The following is a 14,802-nucleotide window of genomic DNA, read 5'->3' on the forward strand; positions in this document are numbered from 1 at the left end:
TGATTATAATTTAATAACAATAGGAACTAATGACGGATAAGATACTTGTTATAGACGATGACCCTATCATTCGAAAGCTCACCCAACGCTTGCTTAAAATTGCTGAATTTTCAGATGAATCGCAGGTTTTTACTAATGGGTTTGACGCATTAGTCTATTTAAAACAGGAGCATCATAGTGATGTTCGCTTCGTCATTTTTTTAGATATTAATATGCCCAAAATGAATGGCTGGGAGTTTTTAGAGCAACTTGAAAAAGAAAATTTTGATTATAACATGTCGATTTTTTTAATTACTTCCTCTGTAGATCAAAATGATCATTTTAGAGCTAAAGTAAATACAGCTGTTAGGGATATTATAACAAAGCCATTTACTCTTAAAAAGTTAAAATCTTTAAAAAGTATTATTTAAACACTTTTAGTTTTAATTTATCATATTTTTTATTTGTGCAGCTTTTAGAGCTTTATGCTACTTCTATAAGTTGTGGTCTAGTATAGACTTCATACGTCGATTTAGTTGATTAGGATAGTCTTAAGTAAGTTAAGACTTATAGAGATACTTATTAAATTTTAAAGTATTTATGTAACGTTTTCAAACAAGTTTCGTCCTATAAATATCAATCAAAACCATTAGCATCATGAGAACCGACAATCAATTACTAGTCATTACCCATTTAAGTCAGTTGTTGACCTTTATCACTGGATTTGGTGGACTAATCGTTCCACTTATCTTATGGGTGACCCAAAAAGAAAAAGTTTACACCATGGATGAACAAGGAAAAAGCATTATCAACTTTCAGTTGAGTATTATTATTTATGCCATCCTTTGTATTCCAGCGATATTAATATTAGGATTAGGGATTTTAGGTCTCATACTTATCGGAATAATTTCGTTTGTATTTCCTATCATTAATGCAATAAAAGCCAGCAATGGCGAATCACCAAGATACCCATTATCTCTTAAGTTTATTAGTTAGTTATTTTTAAAGAGGTAATTAAAAACGTCCACCTAATAGTGGGCGTTTTTTTATGGCTACGGTTTAAGTTGATCAACAGCGGGCTTACTTTTTACTGTATCGTAAATAATATGAAGCGACACAATTTTATCATCAGCGTCAAAGGTCATGACATCAACTACATCAAATTTCACCTTATTTTGATTAGCTAAAGTCCATTCATAATTAAAATACAAAACAATACGTGCGGCGTTTGGTTCTACAAAAATGCCTAATAACTTAAGTTTTGAATTTGAAGTGTCTGCGCTTAAGGTTTTAAAGAATTCCTTTGCAGGCATGATACCATAAATTGGAGAATTGACGATGCCATCATCTGAAAAAAGAGCAACGATTTTATCAGTTTCGTTTCGTTCTAAATAGCTTAAATAGGCCTTTCCTATGTTTTGTAAGTTTGTATTCATAATTTCTCTACGCTTTTATTTTAAATAACAAGGCCAATAGTTTTTTGCTATTGGCCTTGTTATAACATTATTAAGAATGGTTTAATTATTCAACATGACCGGCATTACCAACATGGTTACGTGCTCACCTTCGTCGAGTCCGTCGCTAGGGGTTAAAATACCTGCTCTGTTAGGCAAACTCATTTCAAGTTTCACCTCGTCGGCATTAAGGTTATTCAACATTTCTGTTAAAAAACGAGAGTTAAAGCCAATTTGCATATCATCTCCTTGATAATCACAAGTTAGACGCTCTTCGGCCTTATTGCTGTAATCAATATCTTCAGCAGAAATATTTAATTCGGCTCCTGCAATTTTTAGTCTAATTTGATGTGTGGTTTTATTTGAAAATATACTTACACGACGCACCGAATTTAAAAATTGAGTACGGTCAATGGTTAGTTTATTAGGATTCTCCTTTGGGATTACCGCTTCGTAATTAGGGTATTTTCCATCAATCAATCGGCACACTAATTCTGAATTGTCAAAAGTGAACTTTGCATTAGAATCGTTGTACTCAATGGTAACTTCATCATCACTTGCTGCCAAAATACCTTTTAAAAGATTTAATGGCTTTTTAGGCATAATAAACTCGGCAACCTGATTGGCCGTTACATCTTCTCGCGTGTATTTAACAAGTTTATGGGCGTCTGTGGCTACAAAGGTTAGGCTTTCTGTAGAAAACTGAAAAAACACGCCACTCATTACAGGACGCAAATCGTCGTTTCCGGCTGCAAATATGGTTTTGCTAATTGCTGTGGCCAAAATATCACCTGTAATTTTTGTAGTACTTGGATCCTCTAAAGCAACTGCTTTTGGAAACTCGTTACCATCAGCATAAGCCAAGGCATATTTACCATGATTGGAGCTGATTTCTACTGTATTGTTATCTTCAACCACAAAAGTTAAAGGTTGTTCTGGAAAGGTTTTTAGAGTATCCAATAATAAGCGTGCAGGTAAGGCAATGCTTCCATTGCTATCACTTTCAACGTCAATGACTGAAGACATCGTGGTTTCTAAATCGCTTGCCGAGACTGTAAGTTTAGAATCGTTTAATTCAAAAAGGAAATTATCTAAAATTGGTAAGGTGTTTGAACTGTTAATCACACCACCCAAAATCTGTAATTGTTTTAGTAGATACGTACTTGATACTATAAACTTCATGTATGTTTTTTTATAATCTTAATGGTCTTTAATCGTCTTACAAATATATCTTAAACCTATTGGTTTATAAAACAAACTTATTAACAACTTTTAAGTGTATTTACGCTTTCTTATGTAATTGAACACAAAACCAAATAGTGCTAATAATACGAGTGGTAATGCGATATTTATGAGTTGCCAACGCCCTTTTTGGGCACTTACTTTTTGGGTGTCCAAAAATGCAATTGCCACTTCTTTGGTTCTAATGTTTATAAGTCCGTCATCATTTAAAAGGTAATTTACGGCATTTTCCAGAAACTCCTTGTTGCCAAAACGCTGTCCTGTCCAACGGTCGAAGCCTAGTTCTTGAGGTTGACCTCTTACCACATCATTTTTGATGATATCACCATCAGCGATAACAATCATTTTGGTGGGCACACTGGTGTTTTTTTCTTCTGAAACTTGAAAAGGTTTTATACGATTGTTATATACCGATGTAAATTCACCTTCTAATAATACCGCTAAAGTTTGGGGACCTTTATTGAAGAGTTCCGGATTTGGATCTTGTGTTACAATATCCAGACTAATATCTTTAGGTACACCTTCTAGTTTTGACAGCTGTGAACTGCGTAACAATACTGTTTTTTCTACCTCATTTTTTAAGGTGTCTATCTGACTGCTAAAATCGAATTTTATAAGATTGAGATTATTAGAAATAGGATGGTTAGGATTGCTCGCTGCTAATGGTGAATAGGGCCATTGAATAGGTTGAAACTGGGCATTACTTCCTTCACCAATGGCTAAAGTAATAGGTGCCGAATACATGTCGGCAACAATAACAGGGTTAATACGCAAACCGTATTTAAAGAAAAAGTCGTTTAAATTTAAATCTCGCATAATAGCGACTGCGCGTCCAGAATCATTCATTAAACTGTCCTTATCCATAACCACCGCTTCGGTAAGCCATAGACTTTTACCACCATTCATGGTAAATTGATCCAACACCAATTTTTCTTCTTCTGTAAAGGCAATACTTGGTTTTGCCGAAATTATTAAATCATATTTTTTAAGTTGATCCAGTACACGTTGCGGGTGCTTGGCGACACTATCCAAGGTAAACGGCGCAATATTATAGTGCTCTCTTATGGTTTTTAAAAAATCGGCAATATAGAGGTCGTTTAATTGTCCGTTGCCTTTTAAAATGGCGATGGTCTTATCTTTAGAGCTTACTAATTTTTTAAACCCTTCGGCAAAGGCATATTCCAAATGTTGTATAGAATTAGTGATTAATTCTTGTTCAGTAGCTCCAATTTTATTTTTAAGAAGTGGAATGGTAACTGTTTGCTCATTGTAGCTTGCCAATGCCCAAGGAAACACCAATTCTTGTGTTGACTTTCCGCTTTCTTTTACTGTGATCTGAAATGGTTGCAAACCACGTTGGGATAATTGTTGAATATTGCGATCTCGATTAGTTTCATCGGCCAAAGGATCGATATAATTGATAATGATATTAGGGTTATAAAGCGAAAATTCCTCTAACAACTGTTGGGTTTCAGTTTTAAGTCGTCTAAATTCTGAAGGAAAATCACCTTCCAAAAACACATCTACAATTAATGGTGAATCAACGCTGTCTATGGTGTGCAAAGCGGCTTGAGACAATGTATAACGATGATCTTGCGTAAGGTCAAAACGTTTATAGACCTTGTTTCCAATGACATTAATAATGACTAATGCTACTATAAGCACCAAAAATCGAATACGCTTTGATCTAATTTTCATCATCAAATTTAATTTCTTCATTAAAGGTTTCGATGACTGCTACTTCATTGTTTTTAAAAATGATGGTCATACATTCCTTTTTAGTATTAAAGGCTCCTGGAAGCATTCCTAAACTATAATTCCAATAGTCTGGATCATGGTCTTTTCTTTCCTCATTCCAACTTAACCACTCGTAGTTACCCAAGTAGTGTTGTATTTCAGATTTGGTTAAGCCAATTAAAGTATCAGACGACAGTATGTTTTTAGTCATCTCATAGCGCAAAGCAGGCTTTTCTCGCCATACTTCGGCATCAAAATATTTTTGGTGGTGGTAACTACTAAAGACATTTATTAATGGATAGAAAATATAGAAATACACTATAGGAGTCAGTACAAGAGTCACTAAAATACTTAACCATTTGCGTTTGTCAATTGTTTTTATAAACAAGAACAATAGCACAAAAATGCCTATATTAAAAATAACAAGTGCAGGTGTAATAATCATATTACTGTTTTTTTAGCTTTAATTGGGTTAAAATCACAAACACAGTGGTCACACTTAAAAAATAGAGTATATCCCGAGTATCTATAACACCGCGACTCATACTTTTATAATGCCATTCCATTCCTAATTTTTCAATAGGTATTGCACTTCCAAAAATATTATAATTTGATAGCCCTTCAAATCCAAAATAGATGAGAAAACATAGCAACACAGCGCCAATAAATGCCACAATCTGATTATCGGTTAAAATAGACGCAAATACACCTATAGCTGTATAAGTCGCTGCTAAAAACATTAAACCAAGGTAAGATCCCAAAATACTACCTGTATCCAAATTTCCTTCAGGGTTACCTAATTTATAAATTGTAAACACATAAAGTAAAGATGGGAGCAAGGCCATCAGCACCAAAATTAGAGCTCCAAAATATTTTCCTAGGACAATTTGTAAATGATTAATGGGTTTGGTTACTAATAATTCTAAAGTGCCTTGCTTGGTTTCGTCCGAAAAACTGCGCATAGTCACCGCTGGAATTAAAAACACAAAAATCCATGGTGCGAACATGAAAAAAGCAGAAAGATCGGCAAAGCCATTATCAAGAATATTAAAATCGCCTTTAAAAACCCACAGAAATAGGCCATTGAGAACTAAAAATACAGCAATGACTAAATAGCCTATTGTAGTGGCGAAAAAACTATTGATTTCTTTTTTAAGAATTGAAAACATTTCTATTTAAAATTAATGTTATCCTTCACTTTAAGAAGGCTGATAACTGCAAAAATTTATTGTAAACTCACTAGTTTATCGACACTCCATGCTTCTGGAGGGGCATTAAACATGGGTTTTGTCTTTGACCAAACGCTTTTAAAGAGTTCAGATTGTCTGTAATTTTCCAAATCGCTTTCGCTGTTCCAAAAACTATAAGTGAAAAACACATTACTATCCGTCTTATCTCGATATAATTCCAAAAACTCGCAGCCTTTAAAAGCCCTGATCTGTAATTTATACGTTTCAAAATTTGAAAGGAATTCTTCAATTTTAGAAGGTTCAAAACTCATTTTTACTAGACGTACAAACATAAAGATTTTTTATTTTATTCATTAGAACGCAGAAACGCTATATTTTATCAAAATTCACAGTTACTGTGTCTCTCATTTTAAGGCCTAATAGGGTAGAAGCACTACCTACGTTGGCATTATCACTTTTATAGATGGCGATTTCTAAATAATCGGATGAATTAAATACGACCATGCGTTTTCCGTCGTCGTAACGTTTTTCTTCTGGGATATCAAAGTTAATGGCTTCACTGTATTTATTAAAGATTTCCTTAAACTTATAATTACGAGCTGAAATTTCAAAACCTCTAGTTTTTTGTATAGATTCAAAAAATTTGCGTTTAATATTAGTGATGACGTTGCCGTAATTATCGATATAAATTACACTACCAATAATTTGTGTCTGTTCGTCATTAACAAATGGGATAAGGTTCTTAATTGGTTTAATGGTGTCAATAACCTTACCTATAACTTCAAGAGTACCACCTCTGGCAATATGGCAAGCCACTTTTACAAAAACATCAAGAACCGGAAAACTGGTAGCAATTTTATCATGAATGTTAATTTCAACAATCTTTTCGGGCGTAATTTCAGAACAAATCATGCTCATAATCCCATTGTTGGCACAAACAAAGTAGTGATCGTCTAGTTTGACTGCAATATGTTTGTTTTCGGGGTTGAGTTCAGAATCAATGCCAATAAGATGAATGGTCCCTTTTGGAAAACTTCTATATGCATTTTGGATAATATATGCTGCCTCTGGCACATTGAATGGGGAAACCGAATGTGAGATATCAACAATTTTTACTTCAGGGAGTTCAGTGTAAATAGCACCTTTTGTTGCGCCAACAAAATGATCTTTCTCCCCAAAATCAGTAGTTAAAGTAATTATGGCCATGAACTAATTGTTGATAATTTTTTATCTATGGTTTATTAAATTTATGTAGATTTCATCTGTTAAAAACTATTGAAATTAAATCGCGAACTTGATGGGTTCGAATAAACTTTTTCAATTAGATTTGTAATATCAAGTTGAAAAATGTTTCGTTTTAAATCAACACAAAACTAATAAAACAAAACAGATTAATGTATTAAATCCTTACAGCTTTTGAATGAACTTATTATTGAATTAGAAGAAATCGCACCAAAAGAGTTTTTTGGAGCACAAAACGTCAACATTGAACTTCTAAAAACACATTTCCCGAAATTAAAAATAGTGGCTAGAGGTACTAAAATAAAGGCCTATGGCGATGAAGATCAACTCGAGGAATTCGATAGAAGAATGACCATGCTCATGGGGCATTTCGGCAAATACAACAAGATAGATGAAAATGCTATTGAACGTGTACTTACTAGTGCTAGTAGCGCCGATTATACAACCTCCGACCAAAGTGGAGAAGTGATTGTTCATGGTGTAGGGGGTAAATTAATCAAAGCTCAAACTGTTAATCAGCGTCGTTTAGTTGAAAGTATTCGTCAAAACGATATGGTGTTTGCCATTGGCCCAGCCGGAACAGGTAAAACGTATACAGGTGTTGCCTTGGCTGTAAGAGCATTGAAAAATAAGGAAGTTAAACGAATCATATTAACCCGCCCAGCCGTTGAAGCTGGCGAGAATTTAGGATTTCTGCCTGGTGATTTAAAAGAAAAACTAGATCCCTACATGCAACCGTTGTATGACGCATTGCGGGATATGATTCCTGCTGAAAAATTAGCCATGCTAATAGAAAATGGAACCATTCAAATCGCACCTTTAGCCTTTATGCGGGGTCGTACTTTAGATCATGCTTTTGTTATTTTGGATGAAGGCCAAAATACCACTCATAACCAAATGAAAATGTTCCTGACCCGTATGGGGAAGAACGCCAAGTTTTTACTTACCGGTGATCCGGGACAAATTGATTTACCACGACGTACCATATCAGGACTAAAAGAAGCCTTGTTGATTTTGAAGAATGTTGAAGGGGTTGGAATGGTCTTTTTAGATGATAAGGATGTGATTCGACATAAGTTGGTTAAAAAAGTAATTGAAGCTTATAAAAGTATAGAGAATAGAGAGTAAGGCGTTCAAAGCCTGCAAAAGCGGTTAGCCGCAAATCTAAAAGTAGAGAATTCGTGATAAAGACTAAAAATACCATTATAGATACTAATTTTAATTTTCCAGGCCAAAAAAGTGTTTATAAAGGAAAAGTAAGGGAGGTTTACACTATTAATGATGACCTGTTGGTCATGATTGCTACCGATCGTTTGTCGGCATTTGATGTGGTTATGCCAAAAGGCATTCCTTATAAAGGACAAATCCTTAATCAAATTGCCACTAAATTTATGGCTCAAACCGAAGATTTAGTGCCAAATTGGTTATTGGCGACTCCAGATCCTAATGTAGCCATTGGGCATTTATGTGAGCCATTTAAAGTGGAAATGGTTATCAGAGGCTTCTTGTCAGGTCATGCTGCACGCGAATACAAAGTTGGTAAGCGTATGTTATGTGGTGTAGTTATGCCAGAAGGAATGAAGGAGAATGATAAGTTTCCTCAACCCATTATAACACCGGCAACTAAAGCCGAAATGGGAGCACATGATGAAGACATATCTCGTGATGACATTTTAAAACGAGGAATTGTTTCTGAAGCGGATTATGAAATTCTAGAAGATTATACACGAAAACTATTTCAAAGAGGAACAGAAATTGCCAAATCTAGAGGATTGATTCTAGTCGATACTAAATATGAATTTGGCAAAACCAAGGACGGAAAGATTGTTTTAATTGATGAGATACACACTCCTGACTCCTCACGCTATTTCTATGCAGACGGGTATCAGGAACGTCAAGATAAGGGTGAAGCCCAAAAACAATTATCTAAAGAATTTGTACGACAATGGTTAATTAGCAATAATTTTCAAGGTTTGGAAGGGCAAACCGTTCCAGAGATGAGCGATACCTATATTGAAACCGTAAGCGAACGCTATATTGAACTCTACGAAAACATTATGGGAGAGCCGTTTGTCAAAGCTGATGTGAGTGCAATCCATACCAGGATTGAACGCAATGTACTTCGATTTTTGAAGGCGCATTATTAAATGAAGTTTTCATTTAAAGTAAAGTCGTTGGATTAAAAAAGTTTAGCCACCAACGATCATTCGTGAATACTTTCCAAATACATGCTGAAACAACTTTACAACCATCCAACTAATCACAATGGCGCCGATCAGCAAAACAAAGGACCCAAGCATTACCATTAAGGGTTTTGTTTCGTCCCATTTCAAAAGCGGTCTTAATAAAGGTAGAAGCGCATAGACCAAAAATCCATGCATAAAATAGATGGAGAATGAATCGTTGGCTATGCCATTGAGCCATTTAGGGTGTTTTTCGTTTAATTGTTTAAAACCAAAAATCACCAAAACTGCTAAACCTAATTTTTGAATGTAAAATAAGGATTCCTTCAATGAAATAAAGCCTAGCAAATCAATTTGAGCCATGTATATATAAAAAAGTAAGGCCGAAGTCATAAGCGTACAGGTCCAAAGTAACAAGCGATTTTGTTTTACCCAATGCATCGTTTCATCCAGATATGTCCCTATGAACATCCCTAGAGCATAAGCTCCTGTGAAATATAACATGGTTTCAAATTCTAGAATATAGTCCTGCGCCATTTGAATTCGTGAGACCACCAATGGAAGTAGTATAACCAACAGGAATATGAATCTTGTAATGGTATTGGTTTTTAATAAATAGTCTAAAACAGGTGTAACTGCATATAAAAAGAACAATACTGGAATATACCAAAGCACAAAACTAGCTTTGCCATAAATGAGATTTATGAAGACTTCATAAAAATAGCTTAAAATCCAAAGGCCTTCATCAGACTCAATTTTAAATGCGGTAAATACCAATGTAAAAAAAAGATAGGGTAATAGGATGAATTTTAGCTTACTTCTATAAAAATTAAGTAAACCTCGAGATGCCAATATTTTTGTATACAAGAGTCCTGAAATCAAAGCAAAATACAAGGTGCTATCATGAAAAAGCACTTCATTGATGATGATGATAGGATGGCTTTCATCATAAGTGTCATAAGCACCATAAAATGCTGCACCAACGGCATGAATCATCACAATCATGATTATAGCAAAGCCTCTAAAGCTATGTAAATAACCTATAAATTCGGTTCTATGTTGGGGTTTGTTGGTCAATGGTTATAGATAGTAAGGTAGTAAACTAAGGTAACTTTCAATCATCAGTAATATCGTTTAAGTGTCGGTTGGTGATCGCTTTACCAGATGCAAGAGACGACTTAAGTGCGTATAAATAAAAGCATTAGTTCTTCCGCTATAAAACACTATAATACAAACACTTATCATAAAGAAGAGTGCGCCAAAAATGGCTTCCCAAGGTTCAAGGGCTTTAGAGAAAAAGCTATTCAGCCCAATACCCGTAAAACTGCCATAAATCACAATAAAATGCACCACATAGATGGACAGGGTTTTTTCTCCAATTTTTGTAATTAGGGATTGTCTAAGGTAATTTTCAAATGTATAAAATACAGCAAATAAAATAAGCACATTACCTAATCTTGTAAACAAATAATTGTAGTTAGCACTGCGGTTAAAGAGTTCTATGTCAAACCAAACATAGGCTTTATGTAAGGCAAAAGAGGAGTAATAAATGAGTAAATATCCAATAACAAAAAAGCCTACAATAATCAGTTCCCTAAAGCGAGTTTTCTTAAAGTATCTAAAAAAAAGTGTAGCAATAAATCCGCCATAAGCCATGTAGCCAAACCAAGGTAAAATGGTAAATACAGACCCATTTGATTTACTCATATAGTTGGCAATTATTCTTGGGACCTGTTCAAGGGTTAGTTTACGGTACAGTGGCTCGGTAACGAAACACATAAAGCCCGTAATAAAAAGGACTATCGCTAATACACCACTTCGCTTATTGGTGAGGAGATAAAATCCTATTAGCAAAATTAATGAAAGACCTATGCATTGTAGCACATCAACGACTAAAACGTAAGGATTAAAATAGCCATTAAACCAATTTACTAAATTTACACGAAGTAAATAGCCTATACCAATAAGCATAGCTCCCCGGATTAAACCTTTACGGATACGTTGTTTATCAGTTCCTTTTTCATGGGCTTTGAGCAATAAATAAAGAAATACTAATCCGGAAATGGTAAAAAACGTTGGTGCAGTAATTCCTCTAAAATAAGACCAAATACTATACGCCATATAATCATGACTTTTGTAAATAGGCTTTAACATGGTGTCAATAAAATGACCCTGAAGCATCATTAAGATGGCAAAAGCCCTAACGGCATCGATAAAGTATAAACGATTTGACTTCAATCCAATTGGTTTCGCGTGCTCAAATATAGCTTTAAAATTTTAATGCTGTATTTCATTTTAATAATGTTAAAGTGATATATTAGTACCTCATATATGGAAACACTAGAACTTTTTTTCAAAAACTTTTCTGATCTGGCCTGGGGTTTACCCTTATTAATCCTACTTATTGGTGGCGGATTATATTTATTAGTACTCTCAAAATTTTTACCGTTTCGATTTTTTGGTCATGCCCTAAACGTCCTACGCGGTAAGTATGATGATCCAGATGATCCAGGAGAAATCAGCCACTTTAAGGCTTTAACCACGGCTTTGTCTTCCACAATAGGTATGGGGAATATTGCAGGTGTTGCTTTAGCCATTGCTATTGGTGGGCCAGGAGCCATGTTTTGGATGTGGGTTAGTGCCATTGTTGGCATGTCTACGAAATTTTTTACTTGTACGTTGGCAATAATGTATAGAGGAAAAGATTCCAATGGAGAGCTTCAAGGCGGGCCTATGTATTTCATCCGTGAAGGATTAGGAAAACGATGGAAACCTTTGGCTGTTGGATTTAGTCTATTCGGAATGTTAGGCGCCTTGCCGGTTGTAAATGTTAATCAGCTTAAACAAGCTATTAATGACATTATACTCATTCCTAATGGAGTCGAGGTTAATTTCAATACCAATTTAATCATAGCTGTTGTTCTTGTAACATTAACTACGATCGTTATTCTTGGTGGATTAAAACGTATTAGTACGATCGCTTCAAAACTTGTACCTTCAATGGTCATTCTTTATTTTGTATTGGTTCTAGTTATTTTAGTGTTACATATCGATGTTGTTCCTAAATATTTTATGCTCATTTTTAGTGATGCCTTTGCAGCTAACAATTACCATGGCGATCCTTTTTTTGGAGGGGTATTGGGTGCTTTGGTGTTATTGGGAATCAGACGAGGTGCTTTTTCAAATGAGGCTGGTATTGGTACTGCGCCTATGGCACATGGTGCCGCCAAAACAGATGAACCTGTTCGCGAAGGGTTAGTAGCAATGCTTGGTCCAGCAATCGATACTTTGGTTGTTTGTACACTAACGGCATTGGCTATTTTGGTAACAGGTGTTTGGCAAAATACTTCAGATAATGGGGTTACATTAACTGCTTCGGCTTTTGCCGATGCTATGCCTGGATTTGGTCAGTACCTCTTGATGATTTGTGTATTTATCTTTAGTATATCTTCTTTATTTTCTTATTCTTATTACGGAACAAAATGTCTTTCGTTTCTTATCGGAGCCAAACATAAGCACTACTATAATTATTTTTATATTTTGAGTATCATATTAGCAGCCACAACACCGTTTAGTATGATGATTAATTTTATAGATGGTGTGTTTGCCCTTATGGCAATTCCAACTATGGTGTCAACTATTATTATGGCGCCTCGTGTTGTCAAGGAAATTAAAGCATATCAACAACGTCTTAAACAATCTTAGTATGACCAAACAAGACAAAGCAACTGCCTATTGGAAAATTAATATTAAATATGTCCTCATACTATTAAGTGTTTGGTTTCTGGTGTCCTATGGTGCTGGTATTTTATTTAAAGATGCTTTAAACACCATTAAGATTGGAGGTTTCAAGCTTGGATTTTGGTTCGCACAACAGGGGTCAATGTATGTGTTTGTCATTCTCATTTTTGTATATGTACGTTTAATGAATCGTTTAGATAAAAAATATGGTTATGATGAATAGCCTATTAATTCTTGACGGGATAGGGGTTCAAAATTGGACTTATATTATCGTTGGACTTACATTCGCATTGTACATTGGTATCGCTATTTGGTCACGTGCTAGTTCTACTAATGAGTTTTACGTTGCAGGAGGCGGGGTATCGCCGTTGGCTAATGGTATGGCCACTGCTGCCGATTGGATGAGTGCGGCTTCATTTATTTCCATGGCGGGTATTATTTCGTTTGCTGGCTACGACGGTGCGGTATATTTGATGGGATGGACGGGAGGTTATGTACTTTTGGCCCTACTATTAGCACCTTATCTGCGCAAATTTGGAAAGTTTACTGTGCCTGATTTTATTGGAGATCGTTATTATTCAAAAACGGCACGTATTGTTGCAGTATTTTGTGCTTTGTTGGTGTCGTTTACCTATGTGGCAGGGCAGATGCGTGGCGTAGGCATTGTATTTTCAAGATTCTTAGAAGTCGATATTAATACTGGCGTTATTATTGGGATGCTTATTGTATTGTTTTATGCGGTATTAGGAGGTATGAAAGGAATAACCTATACACAGGTAGCGCAATATTGCGTGTTGATTTTTGCCTTTATGGTTCCCGCCATATTTATATCCATTCAAATGACGGGAAATCCCATTCCACAACTAGGTTTTGGAAGCGAATTGTCTGATGGTTCTGGATCCTATGTTTTAGATAAATTAGACGGGTTGAGTACTGAATTAGGTTTTGCTGAATATACTGAAGGTTCAAAATCGCTAATAGATGTTTTTGCCATTACTTTGGCGCTTATGGTGGGAACTGCTGGGTTACCGCACGTCATCGTCCGATTTTTTACTGTGAAGCGGGTAAGGGACGCACGTAAATCGGCAGGAATAGCCTTACTGCTTATTGTACTCTTATATTCCACGGCACCAGCAGTAGCCGTATTTGCTAGAACGAATATGATTGAGACTGTTTCGAATCAACCTTATGCCTCCGTACCTCAATGGTTTAAAACATGGGAAGGTACAGGACTTATAATTTTTTCTGATAAAAATGAAGATGGCATTATACAGTATGTTGCAGATCCGGAGCAAAATGAACTTGTTGTTGATAATGATATTATGGTTTTAGCAAATCCAGAAATAGCAAAATTACCTAATTGGGTAATAGCCCTTGTGGCAGCTGGTGGACTAGCGGCAGCACTATCAACGGCCGCAGGATTATTACTAGTGATTTCGTCATCAGTGTCTCATGATCTCATCAAAAAAATTATAAAGCCAGGCATTTCGGAAAAAGGTGAATTGGTCGCTGCCCGTCTTTCTGCGATAGCTGCCGTTTGCATTGCAGGCTATTTTGGAATTCATCCACCTGGTTTTGTGGCAGCTGTGGTTGCTCTAGCTTTTGGTTTGGCTGCAGCTTCTTTTTTTCCTGCGATTATATTGGGTGTGTTTTATAAACGTATGAATAAGGAAGGCGCCATTGCAGGTATGATTGTAGGGATTACAGCCATGTTACTGTATATGATGAAATATAAATTAGGATGGTTTGACGATGTATTACCAGATAAAAACGAATGGTGGTTTGGCATATCCCCTGAAGGGTTTGGGACTATAGCAATGCTTCTGAATTTTATAGTCTCTATCACTGTCATGAACTTTACTAAAGCTCCGCCTCAAACAGTTCAAGATATGGTTGAGCATATTCGTATTCCTAGTGGAGCTGGTGAAGCTTCAAATCATTAAAGCGTTTTTAGAAGAAAAAGTTAAAACCCAACAATTGCTATTAAATGCTTTTGGAACCAAGCATTAATTTTTAAATTAGATGTTTAAAAAA

The 14,802-nt window shown here is 35.5% G+C and carries 16 protein-coding genes; 7 read left to right on the forward strand and 9 right to left on the reverse strand.

Annotated elements, in window-relative coordinates; translation table 11 throughout:
• Positions 1–29: 29 nt before the first annotated feature.
• Both ACFO5O_RS05310 and ACFO5O_RS05315 read left to right on the forward strand, forming a co-directional pair.
• Entirely contained in the window at positions 30–410 is a 381-nt protein-coding gene (locus tag ACFO5O_RS05310; RefSeq protein ID WP_387961630.1) for a response regulator, read from the forward strand.
• 226 nt (positions 411–636) lie between these two features.
• The gene (locus ACFO5O_RS05315; protein WP_387961631.1) at positions 637–975 is read left to right on the forward strand and encodes a DUF4870 domain-containing protein; all 339 of its coding nucleotides are present in this window, start codon (positions 637–639) and stop codon (positions 973–975) included.
• A gap of 56 nt (positions 976–1,031) precedes the next feature.
• Here ACFO5O_RS05315 and ACFO5O_RS05320 read toward each other — a convergent pair whose 3' ends face one another.
• The 7 genes from ACFO5O_RS05320 to ACFO5O_RS05350 all read right to left on the reverse strand — a co-directional run bounded on the left by ACFO5O_RS05320 (position 1,032) and on the right by ACFO5O_RS05350 (position 6,808).
• Complete coding sequence (locus ACFO5O_RS05320; RefSeq protein ID WP_387961633.1) at positions 1,032–1,415, reverse strand: nuclear transport factor 2 family protein; 384 nt, start codon at positions 1,413–1,415, stop codon at positions 1,032–1,034.
• 81 nt (positions 1,416–1,496) lie between these two features.
• Entirely contained in the window at positions 1,497–2,615 is a 1,119-nt protein-coding gene (gene dnaN, locus ACFO5O_RS05325) for a DNA polymerase III subunit beta (protein WP_387961635.1), read from the reverse strand.
• 90 nt (positions 2,616–2,705) lie between these two features.
• Positions 2,706–4,376 (reverse strand): gliding motility-associated ABC transporter substrate-binding protein GldG, encoded by a 1,671-nt coding sequence (gene gldG, locus ACFO5O_RS05330; RefSeq protein WP_387961637.1) that lies wholly within the window; start codon positions 4,374–4,376, stop codon positions 2,706–2,708.
• On the reverse strand, positions 4,363–4,857 hold the full coding sequence (locus ACFO5O_RS05335) for a hypothetical protein (protein ID WP_387961639.1): 495 nt from the start codon (positions 4,855–4,857) through the stop codon (positions 4,363–4,365). Before ACFO5O_RS05335 ends, gldG begins: the two co-directional genes overlap by 14 nt.
• 1 nt (position 4,858) lies before the next feature.
• Positions 4,859–5,581 (reverse strand): gliding motility-associated ABC transporter permease subunit GldF, encoded by a 723-nt coding sequence (gene gldF / locus ACFO5O_RS05340; protein ID WP_387961641.1) that lies wholly within the window; start codon positions 5,579–5,581, stop codon positions 4,859–4,861.
• Between the two features lie 56 nt (positions 5,582–5,637).
• Complete coding sequence (locus ACFO5O_RS05345; protein ID WP_387961643.1) at positions 5,638–5,934, reverse strand: putative quinol monooxygenase; 297 nt, start codon at positions 5,932–5,934, stop codon at positions 5,638–5,640.
• Positions 5,935–5,971: 37 nt separating this feature from the next.
• Positions 5,972–6,808, reverse strand: coding sequence for an SAM hydrolase/SAM-dependent halogenase family protein (locus tag ACFO5O_RS05350; RefSeq protein WP_387961644.1), 837 nt, complete (start codon positions 6,806–6,808; stop codon positions 5,972–5,974).
• A 210-nt stretch (positions 6,809–7,018) separates the two neighbouring features.
• Here ACFO5O_RS05350 and ACFO5O_RS05355 point away from each other — a divergent pair, with 210 nt between their 5' ends.
• Positions 7,019–7,972: a PhoH family protein gene (locus tag ACFO5O_RS05355; protein WP_387961646.1), complete on the forward strand. Its 954-nt coding sequence runs from the start codon at positions 7,019–7,021 to the stop codon at positions 7,970–7,972.
• A gap of 56 nt (positions 7,973–8,028) precedes the next feature.
• Positions 8,029–8,991, forward strand: coding sequence for a phosphoribosylaminoimidazolesuccinocarboxamide synthase (locus ACFO5O_RS05360; protein WP_387961911.1), 963 nt, complete (start codon positions 8,029–8,031; stop codon positions 8,989–8,991).
• Between the two features lie 42 nt (positions 8,992–9,033).
• Here ACFO5O_RS05360 and ACFO5O_RS05365 read toward each other — a convergent pair whose 3' ends face one another.
• A complete protein-coding gene (locus ACFO5O_RS05365) occupies positions 9,034–10,104 on the reverse strand; it encodes an acyltransferase family protein (protein WP_387961648.1) in 1,071 nt (356 codons plus the stop codon).
• Positions 10,105–10,161: 57 nt separating this feature from the next.
• Entirely contained in the window at positions 10,162–11,265 is a 1,104-nt protein-coding gene (locus ACFO5O_RS05370) for a heparan-alpha-glucosaminide N-acetyltransferase domain-containing protein (RefSeq protein ID WP_387961650.1), read from the reverse strand.
• 93 nt (positions 11,266–11,358) lie between these two features.
• Here ACFO5O_RS05370 and ACFO5O_RS05375 point away from each other — a divergent pair, with 93 nt between their 5' ends.
• The 3 genes from ACFO5O_RS05375 to ACFO5O_RS05385 are packed head-to-tail and all read left to right on the forward strand — an operon-like array spanning position 11,359 to position 14,711.
• Positions 11,359–12,732, forward strand: coding sequence for an alanine/glycine:cation symporter family protein (locus ACFO5O_RS05375; protein ID WP_387961652.1), 1,374 nt, complete (start codon positions 11,359–11,361; stop codon positions 12,730–12,732).
• A 1-nt stretch (position 12,733) separates the two neighbouring features.
• Entirely contained in the window at positions 12,734–12,991 is a 258-nt protein-coding gene (locus ACFO5O_RS05380) for a DUF4212 domain-containing protein (protein ID WP_387961654.1), read from the forward strand.
• Positions 12,981–14,711 carry a sodium:solute symporter family protein gene (locus ACFO5O_RS05385; RefSeq protein ID WP_387961656.1) on the forward strand — a complete coding sequence of 577 codons (1,731 nt, stop codon included), beginning with the start codon at positions 12,981–12,983 and terminating at the stop codon, positions 14,709–14,711. The genes ACFO5O_RS05380 and ACFO5O_RS05385 overlap by 11 nt, the downstream gene beginning before the upstream one ends.
• Positions 14,712–14,802: the final 91 nt, after the last annotated feature.

The organism is Geojedonia litorea (assembly GCF_042654525.1).
GTDB lineage: Bacteria > Bacteroidota > Bacteroidia > Flavobacteriales > Flavobacteriaceae > Geojedonia > Geojedonia litorea.

Excerpts from the sequence above, each read along its gene's own strand:
- ACFO5O_RS05310 (WP_387961630.1), top strand. The coding sequence starts at position 30 with ATGACGGATAAGATACTTGTTATAGACGATGACCCTATCATTCGAAAG.
- ACFO5O_RS05315 (WP_387961631.1), top strand. The coding sequence starts at position 637 with ATGAGAACCGACAATCAATTACTAGTCATTACCCATTTAAGTCAGTTG.
- ACFO5O_RS05320 (WP_387961633.1), bottom strand. The coding sequence starts at position 1,415 with ATGAATACAAACTTACAAAACATAGGAAAGGCCTATTTAAGCTATTTA.
- dnaN (WP_387961635.1), bottom strand. The coding sequence starts at position 2,615 with ATGAAGTTTATAGTATCAAGTACGTATCTACTAAAACAATTACAGATT.
- gldG (WP_387961637.1), bottom strand. The coding sequence starts at position 4,376 with ATGATGAAAATTAGATCAAAGCGTATTCGATTTTTGGTGCTTATAGTA.
- ACFO5O_RS05335 (WP_387961639.1), bottom strand. The coding sequence starts at position 4,857 with ATGATTATTACACCTGCACTTGTTATTTTTAATATAGGCATTTTTGTG.
- gldF (WP_387961641.1), bottom strand. The coding sequence starts at position 5,581 with ATGTTTTCAATTCTTAAAAAAGAAATCAATAGTTTTTTCGCCACTACA.
- ACFO5O_RS05345 (WP_387961643.1), bottom strand. The coding sequence starts at position 5,934 with ATGTTTGTACGTCTAGTAAAAATGAGTTTTGAACCTTCTAAAATTGAA.
- ACFO5O_RS05350 (WP_387961644.1), bottom strand. The coding sequence starts at position 6,808 with ATGGCCATAATTACTTTAACTACTGATTTTGGGGAGAAAGATCATTTT.
- ACFO5O_RS05375 (WP_387961652.1), top strand. The coding sequence starts at position 11,359 with ATGGAAACACTAGAACTTTTTTTCAAAAACTTTTCTGATCTGGCCTGG.
- ACFO5O_RS05380 (WP_387961654.1), top strand. The coding sequence starts at position 12,734 with ATGACCAAACAAGACAAAGCAACTGCCTATTGGAAAATTAATATTAAA.
- ACFO5O_RS05385 (WP_387961656.1), top strand. The coding sequence starts at position 12,981 with ATGATGAATAGCCTATTAATTCTTGACGGGATAGGGGTTCAAAATTGG.